Source organism: Streptomyces sp. NPDC049541 (genome assembly GCF_044465725.1).
Classification (GTDB): domain Bacteria; phylum Actinomycetota; class Actinomycetes; order Streptomycetales; family Streptomycetaceae; genus Streptomyces.
This window is the reverse complement of the sequence record NZ_JBITLY010000003.1, coordinates 402,475-421,479: the sequence shown is the minus strand read 5'-3', so window position 1 is coordinate 421,479 and position 19,005 is coordinate 402,475. Positions and strand designations below refer to the sequence as shown.

Annotated in this window: 19 protein-coding genes and 1 pseudogene; 10 read left to right on the top strand and 10 right to left on the bottom strand. The window is 70.5% G+C overall.

Annotated features, from left to right (window positions below; genetic code table 11):
- The first annotated feature begins 3 nt into the window (after positions 1-3).
- A complete protein-coding gene (locus ACIBW9_RS14270) occupies positions 4-324 on the top strand; it encodes an SCO5918 family protein (protein WP_398954691.1) in 321 nt (106 codons plus the stop codon).
- Positions 325-538: 214 nt separating this feature from the next.
- On the opposite strand, the gene ACIBW9_RS14265 is transcribed toward ACIBW9_RS14270, so the two are convergent.
- Positions 539-832 (bottom strand): SCO5918 family protein, encoded by a 294-nt coding sequence (locus ACIBW9_RS14265; protein WP_398954689.1) that lies wholly within the window; start codon positions 830-832, stop codon positions 539-541.
- A 130-nt stretch (positions 833-962) separates the two neighbouring features.
- Positions 963-1,658, bottom strand: a complete 696-nt coding sequence (locus ACIBW9_RS14260; RefSeq protein ID WP_398954687.1) for a hypothetical protein — start codon at positions 1,656-1,658, stop codon at positions 963-965.
- Between the two features lie 425 nt (positions 1,659-2,083).
- Between ACIBW9_RS14260 and ACIBW9_RS14255 the strand changes: the two genes are divergently transcribed.
- Positions 2,084-2,920 (top strand): alpha/beta hydrolase, encoded by an 837-nt coding sequence (locus ACIBW9_RS14255; protein WP_398954685.1) that lies wholly within the window; start codon positions 2,084-2,086, stop codon positions 2,918-2,920.
- A 548-nt stretch (positions 2,921-3,468) separates the two neighbouring features.
- On the opposite strand, the gene ACIBW9_RS14250 is transcribed toward ACIBW9_RS14255, so the two are convergent.
- Positions 3,469-3,912, bottom strand: a complete 444-nt coding sequence (locus ACIBW9_RS14250; RefSeq protein WP_398954683.1) for a PIN domain-containing protein — start codon at positions 3,910-3,912, stop codon at positions 3,469-3,471.
- The gene (locus ACIBW9_RS14245; protein WP_398954681.1) at positions 3,909-4,175 is read right to left on the bottom strand and encodes a CopG family transcriptional regulator; all 267 of its coding nucleotides are present in this window, start codon (positions 4,173-4,175) and stop codon (positions 3,909-3,911) included. The genes ACIBW9_RS14250 and ACIBW9_RS14245 overlap by 4 nt, the downstream gene beginning before the upstream one ends.
- 143 nt (positions 4,176-4,318) lie before the next feature.
- Between ACIBW9_RS14245 and ACIBW9_RS14240 the strand changes: the two are divergent.
- Positions 4,319-4,778, top strand: a pseudogene (locus tag ACIBW9_RS14240) (aldehyde dehydrogenase family protein); the annotation flags it as partial.
- 498 nt (positions 4,779-5,276) lie between these two features.
- Complete coding sequence (locus ACIBW9_RS14235; RefSeq protein WP_398954679.1) at positions 5,277-7,904, top strand: RICIN domain-containing protein; 2,628 nt, start codon at positions 5,277-5,279, stop codon at positions 7,902-7,904.
- Positions 7,905-8,147: 243 nt separating this feature from the next.
- Here the strand turns inward: ACIBW9_RS14235 and ACIBW9_RS14230 are convergent, their stop codons facing one another.
- From ACIBW9_RS14230 to ACIBW9_RS14215, 4 genes are all read right to left on the bottom strand, one after another.
- Complete coding sequence (locus ACIBW9_RS14230) at positions 8,148-9,515, bottom strand: cryptochrome/photolyase family protein (protein ID WP_398954677.1); 1,368 nt, start codon at positions 9,513-9,515, stop codon at positions 8,148-8,150.
- A gap of 16 nt (positions 9,516-9,531) precedes the next feature.
- Positions 9,532-11,058, bottom strand: coding sequence for an SDR family oxidoreductase (locus tag ACIBW9_RS14225; protein ID WP_398954676.1), 1,527 nt, complete (start codon positions 11,056-11,058; stop codon positions 9,532-9,534).
- Positions 11,040-11,564 (bottom strand): TetR/AcrR family transcriptional regulator C-terminal domain-containing protein, encoded by a 525-nt coding sequence (locus tag ACIBW9_RS14220; protein WP_398954673.1) that lies wholly within the window; start codon positions 11,562-11,564, stop codon positions 11,040-11,042. The genes ACIBW9_RS14225 and ACIBW9_RS14220 overlap by 19 nt, the downstream gene beginning before the upstream one ends.
- Before the next feature lie 484 nt (positions 11,565-12,048).
- Positions 12,049-13,092, bottom strand: a complete 1,044-nt coding sequence (locus tag ACIBW9_RS14215; protein ID WP_398954671.1) for a LysR family transcriptional regulator — start codon at positions 13,090-13,092, stop codon at positions 12,049-12,051.
- A gap of 119 nt (positions 13,093-13,211) precedes the next feature.
- Here ACIBW9_RS14215 and ACIBW9_RS14210 point away from each other — a divergent pair, with 119 nt between their 5' ends.
- On the top strand, positions 13,212-14,132 hold the full coding sequence (locus ACIBW9_RS14210; RefSeq protein ID WP_398954669.1) for a zinc-binding dehydrogenase: 921 nt from the start codon (positions 13,212-13,214) through the stop codon (positions 14,130-14,132).
- Positions 14,133-14,218: 86 nt separating this feature from the next.
- The gene (locus ACIBW9_RS14205) at positions 14,219-14,653 is read left to right on the top strand and encodes a nuclear transport factor 2 family protein (protein WP_398954667.1); all 435 of its coding nucleotides are present in this window, start codon (positions 14,219-14,221) and stop codon (positions 14,651-14,653) included.
- A 23-nt stretch (positions 14,654-14,676) separates the two neighbouring features.
- Here the strand turns inward: ACIBW9_RS14205 and ACIBW9_RS14200 are convergent, their stop codons facing one another.
- Positions 14,677-15,585, bottom strand: a complete 909-nt coding sequence (locus tag ACIBW9_RS14200; RefSeq protein ID WP_398954665.1) for a serine/threonine-protein kinase — start codon at positions 15,583-15,585, stop codon at positions 14,677-14,679.
- A 123-nt stretch (positions 15,586-15,708) separates the two neighbouring features.
- On the opposite strand from ACIBW9_RS14200, the gene ACIBW9_RS14195 reads away from it, so the two are divergent.
- The 4 genes from ACIBW9_RS14195 to ACIBW9_RS14180 all read left to right on the top strand — a co-directional run bounded on the left by ACIBW9_RS14195 (position 15,709) and on the right by ACIBW9_RS14180 (position 18,322).
- Positions 15,709-16,254 carry an RNA polymerase sigma factor gene (locus ACIBW9_RS14195; RefSeq protein WP_398954663.1) on the top strand — a complete coding sequence of 182 codons (546 nt, stop codon included), beginning with the start codon at positions 15,709-15,711 and terminating at the stop codon, positions 16,252-16,254.
- 206 nt (positions 16,255-16,460) lie between these two features.
- Positions 16,461-17,036 (top strand): hypothetical protein, encoded by a 576-nt coding sequence (locus ACIBW9_RS14190; protein WP_398954661.1) that lies wholly within the window; start codon positions 16,461-16,463, stop codon positions 17,034-17,036.
- 135 nt (positions 17,037-17,171) lie between these two features.
- Positions 17,172-17,855 carry a hypothetical protein gene (locus ACIBW9_RS14185; RefSeq protein ID WP_398954659.1) on the top strand — a complete coding sequence of 228 codons (684 nt, stop codon included), beginning with the start codon at positions 17,172-17,174 and terminating at the stop codon, positions 17,853-17,855.
- 263 nt (positions 17,856-18,118) lie between these two features.
- Positions 18,119-18,322 carry a cold-shock protein gene (locus ACIBW9_RS14180; protein ID WP_028799214.1) on the top strand — a complete coding sequence of 68 codons (204 nt, stop codon included), beginning with the start codon at positions 18,119-18,121 and terminating at the stop codon, positions 18,320-18,322.
- Between the two features lie 227 nt (positions 18,323-18,549).
- Here ACIBW9_RS14180 and ACIBW9_RS14175 read toward each other — a convergent pair whose 3' ends face one another.
- Complete coding sequence (locus ACIBW9_RS14175; protein ID WP_398954657.1) at positions 18,550-18,924, bottom strand: hypothetical protein; 375 nt, start codon at positions 18,922-18,924, stop codon at positions 18,550-18,552.
- Positions 18,925-19,005: the final 81 nt, after the last annotated feature.

The window sequence follows — 19,005 nt, the reverse complement described above, 5'->3', positions numbered from 1 at the left end:
ACCATGCGCTGTGTCATCGCCCGCTACCCGTTCGAACTGACCAAGCCCGGAGTGCTGGATGCGATGGCGGGGGTCAAGCCCGAGATCGTCACCGGTGATTCCGTGACCATCGGCCGCCGCCGCTATCCCGTGATGCAGGTCGGCGAGGTCATCACCCGGCAGGACCGCCGCGACTTCAGCGGCCGCGAGGTCCTCCGGGCCATGGTCCTCCTCGGCTTCACCTGCCACGCCCGTCCCGAGGCCGCGCCGATGGATGCGGGTGCCCGCAGCCCCCTCCAGGCCGCCTCGGAAGCGCTCGGGAGCCCCGGCCTCCAGGACGCGTGATGCCGTACGGCGGACGGCCTTCGTCCGCTGCCCCGTCCTGCAGCGATCGAAGCACACCGGATGGCCGCAGGTTCTGCGCCACCGCTCGCGCCGCACCCGTCGGCGCGGATACGGCGTCGGCCCGGCGCGGGTGCGGTGACCTGCGCGGGCGGGCGGCGCGGAGAAGGGCCGCCGCGTCACGGATCGGCCGGACCACGGCGGACGTACGGGAGGGTCAGCCGAGCGACCGGTCGACGGAACCGTACGACAGGCCGGGCGTGGGCGGGGGCTGCTGAGGTGCGGTCCGGCAGGTGAAGCCGAGACGGACCAGTGCCCGGACCATCTCCGCGGCGGTGAAGTCGCGCGGGTCCTGGCGGGTGATCACCACTCCCACCTGCTTGACGGGGTACATCCGGCCCCCGATGACGACACATTCCCCCGTCACGGGCTCGGGCAGGACGTTCTCCATCGACATCTCCACGGCCGCCTTGGACAGGTCGAAGGGATAACGGGCGATCACACAGCGCATGGTGCCTCACCAGGGTCGGGACGGATCCGGGACGGGTGGAACACGAGAAGGGGCAGTGCGGTCGACGCGAGTGCCGGCCGAGAGCAGGGAGGGGGCCCACGCCCGCCGGTCGCTGGTCGCCACCCGCCGGTCAGCGGAGCACCAGGAATCGGCCGGGAGCGAGATGCGACGCCCCGCAGGCCTCGGCCGACAGGCAGCGCCAGCCCCAGGACAGCAGTGCTTCGAGTGTGTCCGCGTTGTCACGGTCGACCAGCGTGACACCGAGCGCGGCCGGGTGATCGCTCAGCAGCCGCTTCTGCAGGCGCCGGGCGAGGTTCCACTCGCGGCTCTGGTCCTGCGTGCGTACCCGTCGCTCCACGAGAATGTCGGCGATCGCGAAGAGCCTGCCGAAGGCGGCGACGCGCAGCAGGCTCTCCGGGAGGTACCCGTCGAGACCGTCCCACCAGGGCCCGTCGCCCCGCACGGGGAAACCGTAGGCGCAGGCCGTGAGGCCGATGGCGCCCGAGGGGCCGGCGGTCTCCGCCACCAGCAGCTCGAACCCCGGCCGCCGCATGTGGCCCGCGAGCCGTCGCCGGAACACGGCCGACCGGTCCTGGTTCGACGCATCCGATGCCCGCACCTGGCTGGACGAGGTGTGCGTGTACAACTCGCCGAGCTCTCGCATGCGGTCGTCTATCTGGCGCCGGGTCAGAGGGCGGACGAACTCGCCCTGCTCGGGTGAGGGCCCCTGCCGGTGCCGCTGCGGCGGCGCCTCGGTAAGCGCTGGTTGTCGGCCGGGGATCCCCAGGCGGGCGGTCTGCGGGCGGTCCGGCGTGTTCACGGTCATGGGCGAACCCTGCTCCGGGTCCGGACGGGTCCGGCCCGGCGTCGTCGTTCGCCGAGAACGGCACCGGCGCGTGAGCCGGCACACGAGGTGCCCTCGGTGCCTGCGAGCCTACGCCCACCGACGTGGCCGGAGAGTGCACATCCACCTGGCAGGACTCGAGAGCCGGCCAGGGAGCGGCCTCGGCGGAGAGTGTGCACGAGCGGAGCACCCCCGGGTCGGCCGGGTCACAGAGCCGAGGGCGGGGTGCTACGGCTGCAGCGGCCATCCCCCTTCGGCAGTCGGCTCGCGGTTGCCCCTTGCGTGATCAGCAATGAGCCCTCATTATCAGGAATCCTGATATTTTAAGTTTGTAGCGATGGGGTCCAGTCATGTCATTCAGGCCCAGTATCCAAGCCAGAGGGGTTCAGCTGTTGCTCGGCCGAGTGATGAGCCGAGTGCACAAGGATCTGCGCTTCACCGACATCCCGAAGCGCACGGAATCCATCCGGGTGGAGACCGGCGCCGGCCCGGTGACGTGCACCGTCTACCGCCCGCCGGCCACGGCCGCCGCCCCTGCCCCCGTGTACGTCAACTTCCACGGCGGTGGGTTCGTGATCGCCCGCCCCCAGCAGGACGACCACATCTGCCGCTACATAGCCGCCACGGCCGGCTGCGTGGTGATCAACGTGGACTACGCCGTCGCCCCACAGCGGCCGTACCCCGTGCCCGTCACCCAGGCGTACGACGTCACCGCCTGGGTGGCCGAGAACAGCGCCGCAAACAACTGGGACGGTTCGCGTCTCGCCGTAGGCGGACACAGCGCCGGTGCCAACCTGACCGCCGCGGTCTGCCGCACCGCTCGGGACCGCGGCACCTTCACGCCCCGCCTCCAGATCATCGACTCCGCACCGCTCGACCAACTCGCCGACCCGGCCACCAAGCAGTCCCCCATCGCCAAGCCCCTGCTTGCCCCTCAGCTCATGCGGGTCTTCACCGCCGCCTACGTCCCTGATCCCGCCGACCTCACCCATCCACTGGTGTCGCCCGGACTGGCCGACGACCTCGCCGGGCTGCCGCCCGCCCTGGTCATCACCGCGGAGCACGACCGCCTGCGCGGCGAGGGCGATGCATACGCCAAGGCCCTGGAAGCTGCCGGCGTTCCGGTCACCCACCGTTGCTTCGAGGGCGTCGACCACTACTTCACCCACACCGGACCGGTACCGGCCGGGAAGGAAGCCATCGATCTGATGGCCACCACCCTGCGCACGGCACTCACCGCCTGACCTCTGACAGGGGCCGACAGCCCTTGTGACAACACGCTGCCTTGGTGACACCTATCGTCCTTCGGCTCACGGGAAGCCACGACTTGCTTCCCGGCAGGCCCTTACGGAAACCGGCTCTGCCCACAGCAGAGCCAGGCGCCCAAGTCCGCCGCCCCGGGGTGCGCAGACGTGTAGGGAGACGGTCAGCGCGGTCAGGACACGGGTCTGGTCGCCGAGGGCGGCCAGAGTCTGGGCGCGCTGTATGGCAGGGCTCCGGCCGGGTAGCCATTCCAGGAGGAGCGCGGGAAACGGCGGCCTTGGCTGACCGCCCTCGCAGATCGGACCGGAGTCCGCCACTTTCCCTATGGCCAGGGCGAGTTGCCCCGGACCCCGGTCGGCTTCCCGCAACAGCCGCTGTAATTGTGTGTGGGGTGTGCGCGGCGTGACTGCCTCCCGGGCAGGCAGTAGGTGCTCCAGCGAAGCCTGAGAACGTGGTGCCTGCCTCCACCGCCGTGCACCGCCGCAAAGGCCGCCACTGCGATGGTGGGTTGACCGCTCGGGATCCTGCGTCAGAGCGGGAGGTCGTCGGGGAGTACCCGGAACGCCTTGTGCCGGCCCAGCGGGCGTACGGCCCGGAAGTCTCGTCGATCCAGGGTGAGAATCGCGTCCGTGTCGTAGTCGGCGGCAAGCGCCACGTTCACCGCGTCGGCGAGGTCGAGGTCAAGCGCGCGGTAGCGGACACGGACGGACTGGGCTGCGCCCAGGTGGCCCTCCGTGATCTCCGGCAGGACGACACGACCCCGGCCGATCCAGCGCCGCAGGTCGTCGACCGCGCTGACGGCAGCCTCCCTGCCGAGCTCGCGCGTCGCCACGTGATCCAGTTCGGCCAGCAGGAGCGGGGACATGACCAGCAGGCCCGCCGCCATGATGGCCTCGTTCGCCGCCCGGTGTTCCGGATGAGCCGAGTCCAGCGCTGCCACCAGGCCGGACGTATCGGCGATGACGATGATCACGCGGCGGATCCGGAGCCCGAGCCGGTCTCACTCCGGACGGCATCGGCGACCGTGTCGCGGACCTCCGACTTGGGCAGCGTGCGCCCCGGCCCCTCGAAGGTGCGTGAGAACAGCGGCTCGTCCCAGACCCGGTTCGCCATGGCTGCAAGGTGGATGCCCTGGCGGATGATCTCGGCCTCGCTTATGCCCCGGCGCTTGGCGGCCTCCTTGATGATCGCCAGGTCCTCGGGGTCGGCGTAGACGTTCGTGCGCTTCATGGACATGTACCAAGGCTAGTCCATGTACCGGATTGATGTATCCAGCCTTCCCATGTCGTGTTTGCGGCCCTCTCACCCACGCCGCCTGCAATCCGGCCCGCACGACCACCTCAAGGACCAGGTATCTGCACTGGTCAGGGCCATCGCGAGCCGCCCGGCGGGTGGCCGACCTTGGTCGCGGACGCCGTGGCCGGGGGCGCGAAGGTCCTGGTCGGCGGCGGTGAACCGGACGGCGGTCCATCCGGCAACCGTCCTCACCGATGTCCCGAGGGACGCGGACCTCTACCACGCGGAGGCGTTCGGCCCGCTCTGCATGATCGAGACCTTCACCGACGGCGACACCGCGGTGGTCCTCGCCAACGACACCGACAACGGCCTGACCTGCGGCATCATGACGGAGAACGCCACGCACGGACTGACGGTGGCGCGCCGGATCCGTACGGGCATCGTGCACATCGACGACCAGTCGGTGGCCGACCAGCCGCAAGCCTCGTTCGGTGGAGCGAAGGCATCCGGGTACGGTCGCTTCGGCGGCCGTGGGGTGTCGAAGCGTTCCCCAGCACCCGCTGGGTGACCATCGCCACGCAGCAAGCGCACTACCCCTTCTGAACCGGATCGGAGTGCCGGGGCCCACTGGGCGATCAAGGGGTGATCGGCGAAGCCCGGACCACCGGACGGCCTGTCGGGCACGTCGCCACAGGGCTGGGAACACGCTGCCTCTTTCTCGCGTCGGTGGCACATGCTTGGCACGTCACTCGTCGCCCGGCCGAGGTGTCCCAGCCCCATCCGGACGACGCGTGAGGGAACCGCTCCGTGACCCTCGCCCATGATTCGGAACGGTTGCCCGCGCGGATGGGTCCGGATACGGACGGCCGCCCACGGGGCGAGGCACTGCGCCGGCACTGCCGGCGGGGCCCGGTCAGCCGTCGGTTGCCGCCGCGCGCACAAGAAGGTTGCCGTGATCGGGGAGGAAAAACTCCCGTCGAGAAGTTCCCGGCTCGCGGCAACCTTTGCGGTCCCTGCGACCACAAGGGAGTGGATCCTGCCAGCCCGGTGGCCGGAACCACCCGTCCCCTCGTACACGGCTCGCAAGGAGAGCGTTTACCCATGAGCAACCCCGCGAACGGCAGGCGCCGCGGGCGTCACCGCCGTCGTCTGAGCGCCACAGCTGTGGCGCTCGGTATGTCCCTCACCGTCGGGTCGTACTTCGTGTTCGTACACGGGGACTCCCAGGCCGCGACGATCGAGGGCGGTGCCTACTACAGGCTGGTCTCGGTACACAGCGGTCAGGTGGTGGACGTCAACGCCTTCTCCACCGCCGACGGCACCCGGATCCAGCAGTGGGCCGACCAGGACACCGCCAACCAGCAGTGGAAACTGAAGCCCACCGGGGACGGCTACTACGAGCTGGTGAACCACAACAGTGGCAAGGTGCTGGGCATAGCGGGCGACTCGACCAGTCAGGGGGCTGTCGCCGAGCAGCAGACGGACCGCTCCTCCGCCTCCCAGCAGTGGCGAATCGGCGATGTGAAGGGGTCCGACGCCGTCACCTTCACCTCCCGCAAGAGCGGTCAGGTCCTGGACGTCAGCGGCAACTCCACGGCCCAGGGCACGCAGATCATCCAGTGGCCCGGGCGGGGTGGCGCCAACCAGCAGTGGAAGCTGGTGAGGGTGCCGGGGGCCGGCGGCGCACAGGGCTCCGGCTCGTACGTGTGGCACAACGCCCCGGTGGCGGGCGGCGGTTACGTCACCGGCCTGATCTTCAACCAGAAGGAGAAGGGCCTGCTGTACGCGCGCACCGACATGGGTGGCGCGTATCGCTGGGACACCGGGGCCGAGCAGTGGATTCCGCTCACCGACTGGGTCGGTCAGAAGGACTGGAACCTGCTGGGCATCGAGTCGCTGGCCACCGACCCGGTCGACCCGGACCGGCTCTACCTCGCGGCCGGCACCTACACCAACGAGTGGGCCGGCAACGGCGCGATCCTGCGCTCCACCGACCGGGGTCGCACCTTCAAGCGCACCGATCTGCCGTTCAAGCTGGGCGGCAACGAACCCGGCCGCGGGGCGGGCGAGCGCCTGGTGATCGACCCCGCGAACCATGACCACCTGCTGCTGGGCACCCGCAAGAACGGCCTCTGGCGCAGCACCGACGCCGGTGTGACCTGGAGCCAGGTCTCCTCGTTCCCGGTCAAGGACGGCGCGAGCTTCGGCACCGGCATCTCCTTCGTGACCTACGGCCAGGCCGGCAGCAACACGATCTACGTCGGCGTCGCCGACAGGTCCACCAACCTGTACCGGTCCACCGACGGCGGCAACACCTGGCAGGCCGTCCCCGGGCAGCCCACCGGCCGGTTCCCGCAGCACGGTGTGCTCTCCCGTGACGGCTCGCTGTACCTCACCTACAGCAACGCCCCCGGGCCCAACGACGTGACGGCGGGTTCGGTGTGGAAGTACAACACCTCCGGCGGGGCATGGAAGAACATCTCGCCGTCCCAGGGCGGTTACGGGTTCGCCGGTCTGGCCGTCGACCCGCAGAAGCCGTCCACGGTGATGGTCACCACGCTGGACCGCTGGTGGCCGCAGGACGAGGTCTACCGCAGCACCGACGGCGGTGGGACCTGGAAGACCCAGTCCGACAGGTCCGTGCGAGACGCCTCCATCGCCCCGTACCTCGGCACCGGCATCGGGCACTGGATGACCGCGCTGAGCATCGACCCGTTCGACTCCGGGCACGTGATGTACGGCACCGGCAACGGCATCTGGGCCAGCAAGGACGCCAACGCGACCGACAACGGCGGCACCAGCCACTGGTTCATCGGAGCCCGCGGGCTGGAGGAGACGGCGTACTACGACGCGGTATCCCCGCCCGGCGCCGCCGCCCTCATCACCGCGCTGGGCGACCAGGGCGGCTTCGTGTACGACAACCTGACGAAGGAGCCGACCGGGCGGCTGACCAACCCGACGATCTACAACAGCACCTCCGTCGACTACGCCCAGTCCAACCCCTCGCTGGTGGTCCGGGTCGGCCGGGGCGGTGCGCAGGACGGTGCCCTCTCGACCGACGGCGGCCACACCTGGAACGGCTTCAAGGGCGAGCCGGTGCCCAGCGGGGACAGCGGCCACATCGCGATCGCGGCCGACGGCTCCAGCTTCATCTGGACCGAGGCCGGCCAGGCCCCGTACCGCTCCACCGACCGGGGTGCGAGCTGGTCGAAGGTCAACGGCCTCGGCAACGATGCCGTGGTCGTCGCCGACCGGTCCTTGGCCAACACCTTCTACTCGCTGAACAACGGCACGCTCTACGCCAGCACCGACGGCGGCGTGAACTTCACCGCCCGCTCCGCCAACCTGCCGGGAGGCAAGCTGAGCGCCGTCCCCGGCGTCGCGGGCGACCTGTGGCTCGCCGGCGACGGCACGGGTCTGCTGCACTCCACCGACGGCGGCCGCAGCTTCACCAAACTGTCCTCGGTGGAGTCCGCCTCCGCCGTCGGCTTCGGCAAGGCCGCACCGGGCACCTCGTACCAAGCGCTGTACCTGATCGGCACCGTCAAGGGCGTCGCCGGCGTCTTCCGCTCCACCGACAAGGGGGCGAACTGGCTCAGGATCAACGACGACGCGCACCAGTGGGGCAACTTCGCCGGCCAGCGCATCATCACCGGTGACCCCGACACCTACGGCCGGGTGTACGTCGGCACCAACGGACGCGGTCTCCAGTACGGCGACCCCTCCTGAGATCCCGGCCTCCTGAGCGGGGCCGCAGGCCCAACGGCCTGCGGCCCACCGTGGTTGGCGGACCGCGCGTCGCCTTCACCACTCCGCCTGCGGCGCAGGTCAAGCTGTGATGGGTGAACGAGGCTCGGCAAGCACAGCACCTTTCCGACCTGGGCTCGTCTCCGGAAGCCGGCTTCCCAGCAGCCCCTGAGAAGCACTGCCCGCACCTCCGAGCCGCCGGCGTGCCCATAGCGTGTTTTCCGGTCAGTCGGCTCTCCGCCGCTCCCTGAATCGGGTGGCGGCTGCGGCGAGGTCCACGATCGGGGCCGGGTAGTCCAGGCCCGCCCGGGTGGCTGGGTCGAGGTGAACGACGCGGTGGACCGCAGTGGCGTCGAGGTGGCTGAGCCCGGGGAGCCAGCGGCGCACGTACTCCCCGCGGGGGTCGTACCGGCGTGCCTGGACGAGCGGGCTGAGGAGCCGGTTCGGGCGGGTGTCCGTGCCGGTCCCGGCGACCCATTGCCAGTTGAGCTGGTTGTTCGCCACATCGCCGTCGACAAGGAGGTCCAGGAAGTGGCGCGCTCCCGTCCGCCAGTCCAGGTACAGCGTCTTGGTGAGAAAGCTTGCCGCGAGCAGGCGGGCACGGCCCGGCATCCAGCCCTCGTGGCGAAGCTGTCGCAGGGCGGCGTCGACGAGGGGGTAGCCCGTGCGGCCGTCCTGCCAGGCTTCGAACTCCTTCGTGGCGCGGCGCCAACGATCACGCCGGGGCCGGTAGTCGTGGTCGGCAGCGTCGGGGCGGGCCGCCAGGACCTGGTGGTGGAAGTCCCGCCAGGCGAGCTGGCGGACGAAGGCACGCGCACCGGGATCGTCCCGGGCGCGGGCCCGGTGCAACAGTTCGGTGGGTGAGAGGCAGCCGACGTGCAGAGAGGGAGAGAGCCGGGAAGTCGCGTCGGCGGCCAGGTCGTCATGCCGCTCGCCGTATGCGGAAAGCGGGCCTGCCAGCCATGACCGCAGCCTGCGGCGGGCCTCGGATTCCCCGCCGACGGGCAGGCCCGGCGAGGTGGAACCCGACGCGAGGGACTTCGCGCGAGGAAGGCCGGCCGAGCCCACGTCCGGTAGCCGTACGGCGTCCGGTGCCGGCAGGACGCCGCGCACGAAGAGGTTCTCCCATCGGCGGAAGTAGGGGGTGAAGACGGCGAAGTGGTCCTTGCCCGCCGGCGTCAGCGCTCCCGGCGGTACGACCGTCAACGAGGCGTCGTGGACGCGTGGTTCGCGTCGGCCGCCGGCCAGCTCCGTGCGCAGCCGGTCCTCGCGCCGTGCCGCGTAGCGGCTCACCCCGCCCGCGATGTGCACCACGGCTGCCCCGGTCTCAGCCGCCACCCGGAAGGTCTCCTCGATCACGTCGCCGACGCGCACCACCAGCCGGCCGCCCCGGGCCCGCAGGGCCATGTCGAGATCGGCCAGGCTGTCGGCGAGGAACGCCGCACGGTTGGGTCCGGTGAAGCCGGTGCGGCGGATGCCGCTGTCGACGACGAAGAGCGGGACCACATGTTCCGCGTCCTTCACAGCGGCCTGGAGGACCGGGTTGTCGTGCACCCGCAGGTCGGCGGTGAACAGGGCGACCGAGACGCGCATGGTTCCTCGAGCCCCCTCAGTGAGTACGGGCCGGTTCGGGGGCGGTCGATTCGGCCGCGGCGGCAATGTTGCGGACCATGCCGCCGAAGACCGCGGCGTGGAAGGGGGCCACGCCCCACCAGTAGGCGTGCCCGGCCAGGCCGTGCGGATGGAACAGGGCCCGCTGCCGGTACACCGTGCGCCCCTGTGGATCCCGGTCGACGGCCATCTCCAGCCAGGCCAGGCCCGGCAGCCGCATCTCCGCGCGCAACCGGAGCAGCCGGCCCGGCTCGATCTCCTCCACTCGCCAGAAGTCCAGGCTGTCGCCGACCCGCAGCCTGGTCGCGTCCCGGCGGCCCCGACGCAGGCCGACACCGCCCACCAGGGTGTCCACCCAGCCCCGCAGGGACCAGGCCAGCGGCGAGGAGTACCAGCCGTTCTCGCCGCCGATCGCCTCCACCACCCGCCACAGGGCCTGCGGCGACGCCGCGACCGTACGCTCGCGGTGATCCGTGTAGAGGCTCCCGCCCGCCCAGTCGGGGTCGGTGGGCAGCGGGTCGCTGGGGGCGCGCGGAGACGAGGCCGAGGACCACCTGGTGGCGACGTCCGCGTCCTGCACACGCCGCAGAGCCAGCCGGATCGCCCGGTCCAGACCGACCGGCCCCTCGGGTGGGTCCGGCACGTAACGGACGATGTCCCGCTCGGCGCAGACCACCTCGTGCCTGAGCGACTCGACCAGCGGGCGCGCGAGAGCGCCCGGCACCGGGGTGACCAGACCGACCCAGAGGCTGGACAGCCGGGGGGTGAGCGGCGGAACCGGGACGATGACCCGTTTCGGCAACCCGGCGACGACGGCGTACCGCCGCATCATCTCCTCGTACGTGACGATGTCCGGTCCGCCGATGTCGAAGGCGCGGTTCACGTCGTACGGCAGCGTCGCACACCCCACGAGGAGGCGCAGTACGTCGCGGACGGCGATGGGCTGGATGCGGGTGCGCACCCAGCTCGGGGTCACCATCACGGGCAGCCGCTCGGTCAGGTACCGCAGCATCTCGAACGAGGCCGAACCCGAGCCGATGATCACGGCCGCCCGTAGTACGGCGGTCGGCACGCCCGAGGCCAGGAGGATGCGGCCCACTTCGGTGCGGGACCGCAGATGGGGTGACAGTGCGTGTTCGGGTACTCCGGAAGGGCTGAGTCCGCCGAGGTAGACGATCCGGCGGATTCCGGCGGAACGCGCCTGCTCACCGAAGATCCGGGCGGCGCGCCGGTCGGTCTCCTCGAAGTCCCGACCGGTGCCCAGCGCGTGCACCAGGTAGTACGCGACGTCCATGCCCTCCATGGCCGCGCGCACGGCGCCCTCGTCCGTCACGTCCCCGCGCACGGCCTCTGCCCGCCCGGCCCACGGATGATCCCGCAGCTTGCCGGGCGACCGGGCCAGGCAGCGCACAAAATGCCCGGCGGCCAGCAACTCCGGCACCAGCCTTCCCCCCAGGTAGCCGGTGGCGCCGGTGACCAGACAGCGCAGCGGCCGGTCGTCGTCGGTCATGCCGGTCGCACGCATGCCTTCCGAGTGCGCCTTGTCCCGCGACGGAACGCGGACCGGGGCGCAGGAAACGTCATGGCTCTCATGTCCTCCTGGGAGGTGCCTTCTGAGGGGCGCTGTCGCTGTTCCCTGACCCCATGCTTGGGGCCGCGGACGAACACCGCAACCTCGCCGTCCCCGGCCGCCGCCGCCATGCAGCGAGGTGGGTGAGGACGGCGAAGACGGGGGTACGGCAGGGACGTGCCCCACCGGGATCTGGCGGCTTCCTCGGACACGCTCATCAGCATGGGAGGGGGCAGCGCGGCCAGGCTCGCGTCCATGGCGCTGTAGGCCAGCACCAGGTCGGCGAAGACCCGGTAGTAACGGGCGGCTTCGGCGTCGTCGAGGCCGGCCCTGCGCATGCAGTCCAGTTTGCGCTCCACGGACCGGAACTCGTTCTCCCGCTGGGCGGTGCGCGCGGCGGCCAGGGCCCCGACCCGGGGATGGCGGAGGAACGCCTCGTGGGTGTGGATCGCGATCTGCATGAGGGCGTGGGCCCAGTCGTCCGTGGGCGGCGGGGTGCTGGCCAGGGCCTCCTCGTGCAGGGCGTCGATGAGGGCAAGGAGCAGTTCGTCCTAGTTGCGGAAGTGCCGGTAGATCGCCGTCGGATGGGCGGACAGCTCACGGCCGAGGGCCTGGAACGTCAGCTTCTCCATACCGGAGGAGTCCGCGACCCGGAACGCCGCCTGGACGATCAGCTCCTGGCTCAGGGTGCCTCGCGGCAGCCGGCTCCGGCCGCCCTCTTGGTCGTCCTGGCACGGCTCTCGGTCATGCTTCCTTCCCCACGTCGATCGCTCCCATGATCGCGTACCTGGCCATGGCGTCAGCCGGCCACCGCCGAACCGTCCGCGCGCGGAATCGGTGGCCGCCGCCAGGTGCGGTCGGCCGTCCCCGGGGGCCCGCCATCGGCGAGGGCGACTGAGTAAGCGCGGCGCCGACACCGCGCGAGTGCGGTTCCGAGAAGCCCTCTCACTCCTGGGCGGTGGCGTCAGCCGAGGCGCCACCGCTGGTTGCTGCCGCCGTTGCAGTGGGCCTCGGTACGTCCGCGGCGGCGAGCGGTGGCGCGGGAGCCGTGAGTTTCGGGTGGTCGACGTCGGGGAGCCAGTCACGCTGCGGTGTGTAGTCCAGCCAGCGCCGAGTACGGCCGGCCTCGGTGAAGCCTCGTAGCAGGGTGTCGAGTCCGAGGTGGCGGGAGGATTCGCGCCAGGCCAGCGACCACGCGTACAGCGGTGTCGGGTCGACGAGGGGGATACAGCGCAGGCCCGCGTGGTCCGGCAACGGCGCGTCGGCGGGGAAGAGGGTGAAGGCGTCGGGCTCGGCACGGATGTGCCGCACAAGATGGTCCAGGCCCAGATTGGGGCCGTCGTGCCGGCGCCGTATCAGGAACTCGTCGGCGAAGCGGCGCAGGAAGTCGAGGCGGGTCAGTTCCGCCGGGGACCAGAGCACGCTGTCGCACAGGTCCGCGGGGCGCAGTACCTCGGCGGCGGCCAGTGGGTGGGACGGGCCGACGACCGCGTCGACGGGCTCCAGCCGTACCAGCCGCTGGGTGAGGCTCGCGTCCCGGCCGTCAGGGAGCGGGTGCACCCGGCCGAATCCGAGATCGGTGTCGCCGCGCAGCAACGCCTCCGCCACCGACGGCCAGTCCCGACCAGGACTCGGCTCCCACCGCACCGGGCCGAGTGCCTGTATCGCGTCGGCGACCGTGCGCATCGGCGCGTACAGATGCCCCCAGGTGTCGATCCGTACGACCGGTCCGGCACCTGTCACCGTCGCGACGGCGCGATCGCCCGCAGCGAGCACCTCGAGTGCGGCCGGCAGAAACCGCTCCCCCGCCTCGCTCAGCCGGACCCCGCCCTGGCGCTGGAACAGTTGCACGGACAGCAGCTTCTCCAGCCGCGCTATGCGCTTGGACAGCGCCTGTTGGCTGGTTCCCAGTTCTTCGGCGGCCCGCCCGAAGTGCAGGGTCCGGGCTGTCGCGGCAAAAGCGCGGACCAGCGCGAGATCGAGGTCCATGCCGTTGACCTTATGCGACAACCGGGCGTTGTCGACCAGGCGGATTCGTTGTTGGCCGAGTCACCGCTCCGCCCGGTCGGATGGTCCCCGAAGACACCGCCACCCAGGGGATGATCACGATGAAAGCCTTCGTACCGACCGGAGATCCCGCCGAGCCGGTCGTGCTCGCCGATGTCGCGGAGCCGACCCCTCGCCCCGACGAAGTGCTGGTGAAGGTCGAGGCCTTCTCCGTCAACCGGGGCGAGACGTTCAAGCTGGAGAAGCCCGCCTCCGGCGACCGGCCGGGCAAGGACATCGCGGGGCTGGTGGTGCAGTCGGCCGCCGACGGCAGCGGACCGTCCGGGGTCACCCGGGTCGTCGGTCACCCCATGGAAGGCGGCTGGGCGGAGTACGTGGCCGTGCCGACCGACGCGCTCGCCGAGCTGCCGGACAGCGTCTCCGCGGTCCAGGGCGCGGCGCTGCCGCTCGCCGGGCTCACCGCGCTGCGGCTGCTGCGCGCCGCCGGACCCGTGCTGGGCCGGCGGATCCTGCTGACCGGCGCTTCCGGGGGTGTGGGCCACTTCGTCACCGAGCTCGCGACCGCCGCCGGGGCCCAGGTCACGGCCGTGACCAGGAACGCCGAGCGCGGCGCGCGGCTCGCGGAACTCGGCGCCACCGATGTCGTGCACCACGTCACCGATGCTCAGGGCCCTTACGACATCGTGCTGGAGTCGACCGGCGGGCCGGCCCTCTCCCTCGCGCTCGCGCGGCTCGCCAGGCGCGGCACGGCGATCTGGTTCGGGCAGGCCGGCCGCAGGCCGGCGACGCTCGACTTCTTCGACTTCTTCAGCGGGCCCGAATCGGCTTCCCTCCGTCATTTCCACTACCTCGACGCGGACAGCCGTCTCGACGAAGATCTGGCGACCCTCGTCCGGCTGACCGCCGAAGGCCGACTGCACCCGGAGATCGGCCGGGTCACCGACTGGGCCGACACCGCGACCGTCCTCGCCGACCTGCGCGACCGCCGGATCCGCGGCAAGGCCGTCCTCACGCTGCCTTGAACCTCGCCACCCTGTCCTGAATTTCACTCTTTGTACTAAATCTCCCTGAAACGACCGGCGCCAAGACCGGCCGAAGGAGCAGAATCATGAACACCACCGACCCCAGGGCCGTCGTCATCCGCTATGTCGAGGCCGTCCGCGACGGCGACGGCGATGTCATCCACGACAGCTTCCATGCGGACGCGACCTGGCACTATCCGGGCGACCTGCCCGTCTCCAAGGTGTGGCACGGACGCGACGCGATCATCAACGAGTTCCTCGGCGGCATGGGACCTGCCTTCGTCCCCGGCACCCTGGAAATCGAGCTGGTCAGCACCATCGCCGAGGGCGACCGCGTGGTGGCCGAATGGACCGCCAGGGCCACGACCGTACGCGGCGACGCCTACGACAACCGTTGCCTCGGCATCTACACGGTCCGCGAGGGCAGGATCGCCTCGGTCATCGAATACGCCGACACCCGGCACGTGGCCGCAACTCTCTTCCCGGACGAGGACGCCCACCCTGCCGCCGGCACCCGGTGAGCCCCCACGCCGTGCCCGTGGGTTCAGCGGAGCAACCAGGTCAGCACCGTCGTCGTCAGGAACACGATGACCGCCGCAAGCCAGACCATCAGGCGGGTCGGGCCCGAAGGCCCGACCGGCGGCCACTCCTCTTCCTCCCGTGACAGCAGCGCATCCGCGAACGCCTGTGCGGTCTGCGGGCGTTCGTCGGGGTCTATGGACAGCGCGGCCTGGAGGAGGGTTTCGATGCCGTCGGGAACCCCCAGCTCCATGGGAAGCGTCGGCAACGACGACGCCGACGCCTGGCGCGTCACCGGGACCGTGCGGCCGCCCGACCCGAACGGCTTGCGTCCGGTCAGCAGCTCGAACGCGACGACACCGAGGGCGTACACATCGGCTCGACCGTCGAACCCGCCGGTCTGGAAGGCCTGTTCGGGCGCCATGTACGCGGGAGTGCCGGTGGTCACTGTCAGCCCCGACGCGTCGGCCAGCTGCTTCGCGCTGCCGAGGTCCGCGACGAGTACGGCGGCAGGCGTACGGGCGGTGTCGAGCAGCAGGTTCGAGGGCTTGATGTCGCGGTGGATGACGCCCGCGTCATGGAGCACCTGGACCGCGTACCCGGCCTCGGCCGCGAGCCGCAGCGCCTCCGCCGGCCCGCAGTTCCCGGTCTGCTCGGCCAGCGTGCCGCCCCGGACGTGGTCCATGACGAAGTACGGCCGGTCGTCCTGGACGCCGACGTCGTGAACGCGCACGACACGGGGGCTGGAGATCCTGCGGAGCAGCCTCGCCTCCGCCAGGAAGCGCTGTCGTACATCGGCGTTCGACGCCCAGTTGTCGGCCAGCACCTTGACCGCGACGTCGGTGTCGAGCTCGGGGTCGTATGCCTTCCAGACGGTGGCGAACGAACCGGCTCCCAGCCTGTCCTCGAGGAGATAACGACCTAGCTTCTGCATGTGGCAACATTTTTCCGGGGCGATGGGGCGAGGCGGAGACAGCCGACCGTGGTCGGCCGTGGTCGGGAACTTCCCTGCGACCCGGTGGGGGCCTGGGTCGGACGATAGCGGGGGGACAGCAGCGTGCTCGCGGAGGATGAGCTGACGCATCTCGTGGCGTCTGCCCAGGCAGGTGACCGGGCGTCCCTGGACCGCCTCCTCGTCAGGCTTCGGCCCACCGTCCTGCGCCGCTGCTCCCGGTTCCTTCCGCACCACGCCGACGCCGAAGAGGCCGCGCAGGACGCCCTGTTCTCCATCAGCACGCATCTGCACGAGTACAGCGGGCGGGGCTCGTTCCTCGGCTGGGTGACCGTGATCGCCTCGAACGCCGCCAGGGCCACGTATCGCTCGATGCGCCGGCGCGCGGAGGACAGTCACGCGGTCGTTCCCGACGGCGTCGACCCTCGGACGACGAGCGTCATCGCGGGGACCCGCCTGGACCTGATGGAGTCGCTGGCCGCACTGGAGGAGCGGCACCCGGCCCTGGTGGAGTCCTTCGTGCTCCGCGATCTCGGCGACCTGACCTATCTTCAGATCGCCGAGATCACCGGTGCCCCTCTGGGCACGGTCAAGGACCGTATCCATCAGGCTCGCCGCTTCATGCGGGACCGCCTCGGCGGTGGCTTCTGAGACGCCCCGGCTTCCCGCCCTCACCTGCTCCCCTGCGGCCTCGGACGGTCGTCGTCATCCTGGCGGCTGCCGTCGGACTCGGCCTGTTGACCGGCCGGTTCGCCCTGCCCGCGCCCTCTGCCGAGGGCACGTCGAAGACGAGGCCGGGCGCCGCGGCGTCCTCGCCGGGCAGCGGCTCTCCGGCTCCGCGGCCCGCGAGCGGGCCCATGACGAAGCAGCACTTGCTGACCGCGGCCGAGTTCAGGGAAGTCGGTGTCTCCCGGCAGATCTACGTGCGGGACCGCGTCGGAGACGGCAACTACGCCAACGCCACCTGCACCGGCGAGAAGACCCTCGGCGAGACCCTGGGAGCGTACGGCGCACACTTCCGCGGGCTGGTGACGAGCAAGAAGACCGCGGGCGGCGGCGACCCCACCCAGGCGGCGAACATCGGCGATCAGGTCGCGCGCGAAGTCGCCGACGACGCCGGAAGCCGGGCACTGGCCCAGAACTACGCCGAACGCCTGCTGTTGGAGGAGGTGCCGTGCCAGAGCGAACCGGCCACGCACTGGGTCTACGGGCCGGCGCACAGGGTTGACGTCGCCGCGGACATCACCGCGAGTTGGATGGGTGTCTACAGCGGCGAGCTGAACACCACGGGGACCGCTCCACGAGGCAAGGAGCCCTGTGGAGGCGTCGCCGTACTCCGCAACGGCTCTCACTACGGGGTCCTGGAGGTCGATGCCTGCCTGGGCTCGGCTGCGATGACGCGGATCGTCCGTGCGGCCGTGACACGGCTCTGAGACCGCCCTGCCCCTCGATAGACGTGACGTGGATCACATCGATCGGGGCAGATCGCCGTCCAACATCTCCGGCACCTCCGGCATCTCCCAGACGTACGACGACGCCAGCCGCGTCGTCACCAGACAGGAGATGAGATGTTCGACAACCAGGCAGCCCGCAGGAAGTTCACGCGTCGCGGTCGCACCACGGGAGTAGCCGCCTCGGTCGGTGCCGCCCTGATAGCGGTCGGCATCGGCGCGCTTCCCGCCGTCGGAGCGGACACGAGTGCTGCGAGCCGTACGGCGACCGCCGCTGCCGGACCCGGCCTCGGCTCCGCCGCCCTGATGCAGAGTGACGACTTCTTCCAGCAGGGCCTGGTCCCGGTCCGCGCGACGGTGGACCTGACCGGGAAGCAGGCTCTGTCGGCATGCTCAGGCGAGGAGACGATGCGAGAGCTGACCAAGGGGAAGGCCACCGCCTATGCCGACGTGACCTGGACCTTCGACACCAGGGGCACCTCGCTGACCGAATCCGCCGCGGACGGTTCCACCGCCACCTCGGCGGCCTCGTACGAGAAGCAGCTCGACAAGCTGGTGCGCGGCTGCCAGGACGAGCCTCGTGGTCACTGGTCCTACGGCAAGGGGCACGCGTTCACCGTCAAGGCCGGTGAGGGCAGGTGGTATCCGGCCTTCAACGGCGACGGCAAGGCCACCGGCGGCGTTGCCGTGATCCGCAGCGGCCACAGGTTCGGCATCGTCGAACTCACCGGTCAGCCCAGCGACGACCCCGGCTACCTGGCGGGCATCGCCGCCGCCGCCGTCAACCGGCTGGCCGACTGAGGCCCGGTACGGCGCGAAAGCCGCGCCCACGGAGAGCAATATCTGTTCCCGTGAAATGAGAAATAGGTGCGGGGTGCGGCGAGTATTCCTCGACCGCCCGGCGAAGCGGAATTGTCAACCACGCAAGGCCGATCGCACCGTGCTACTGTCGAAGTCAGTTGCAGGTGGGATTGCCAGAAGGTTTTTCCGACGGCTGATCATCACGGCGACACGGAATACGCACCGAGCGTATTCCCGTACACCGCCTCCGAAGGAGAAACAACATGGCTACTGGCACCGTGAAGTGGTTCAACGCGGAAAAGGGCTTCGGCTTCATCGAGCAGGACGGCGGCGGCGCCGACGTCTTCGCCCACTACTCGAACATCGCCACCCAGGGCTTCCGCGAGCTGCTGGAAGGCCAGAAGGTGTCGTTCGACATCGCGCAGGGCCAGAAGGGCCCGACGGCCGAGAACATCGTTCCCGCCTGACGCACGCGCACCGGCGCACACTTCTCAGCTGGGGTCCGCACCTTCGGGTGCGGGCCCCAGCTCGCTTCCTACCCGGGTGATTCGCCCCGGGTATTTTTCGTCCTGTTCTCACGATTCCCCGCGCCGCTCATCCTGCTGCGGAAATTCCGCAGTGCCTGCTCGCATCGAGGAAGGTTCCGCCCACCGGTCACGGAAACCGAAAGGCTGCACCGGCCGGAGACGGCGTCTCACCGGTCGAAGTGGACGAGATCTCCTACGGTCCAGGCACTGACGTCCTTGATCGCGACTCGGTACATGCCACCCGTCTCCGGGATCCCGAGGCTGCCCTGCAGGATCCGGGCGAGATGGAAGTGCAGATGCGTGGGCGCCTCGCCACGACCGGACCGGTCGCCTCCCGGCGGGCGGGCGAAGACGTCCGAGAACGGGCCGAGACGGTCCGAGTCCTTCAGGACCTCCGCCACCCGCTCCCTCCACACGGCCTCGGGAGCCAGCCGGCCGGTGATGACGGCGCCGCCGACGACCACGGTCAGCGACATCTGATTGCTTCGCTCGGACTCCACCGCGGCGGAGATGGCGACGAGCAGCTCATCAGGGTTCGACATGACAGCAAAGCTTATGCGCCCACCGGTACCCGAAACCCCCCGCGGGGCCGAAGTGGTTGCGCGCGCGACCGGCAGGCGGCT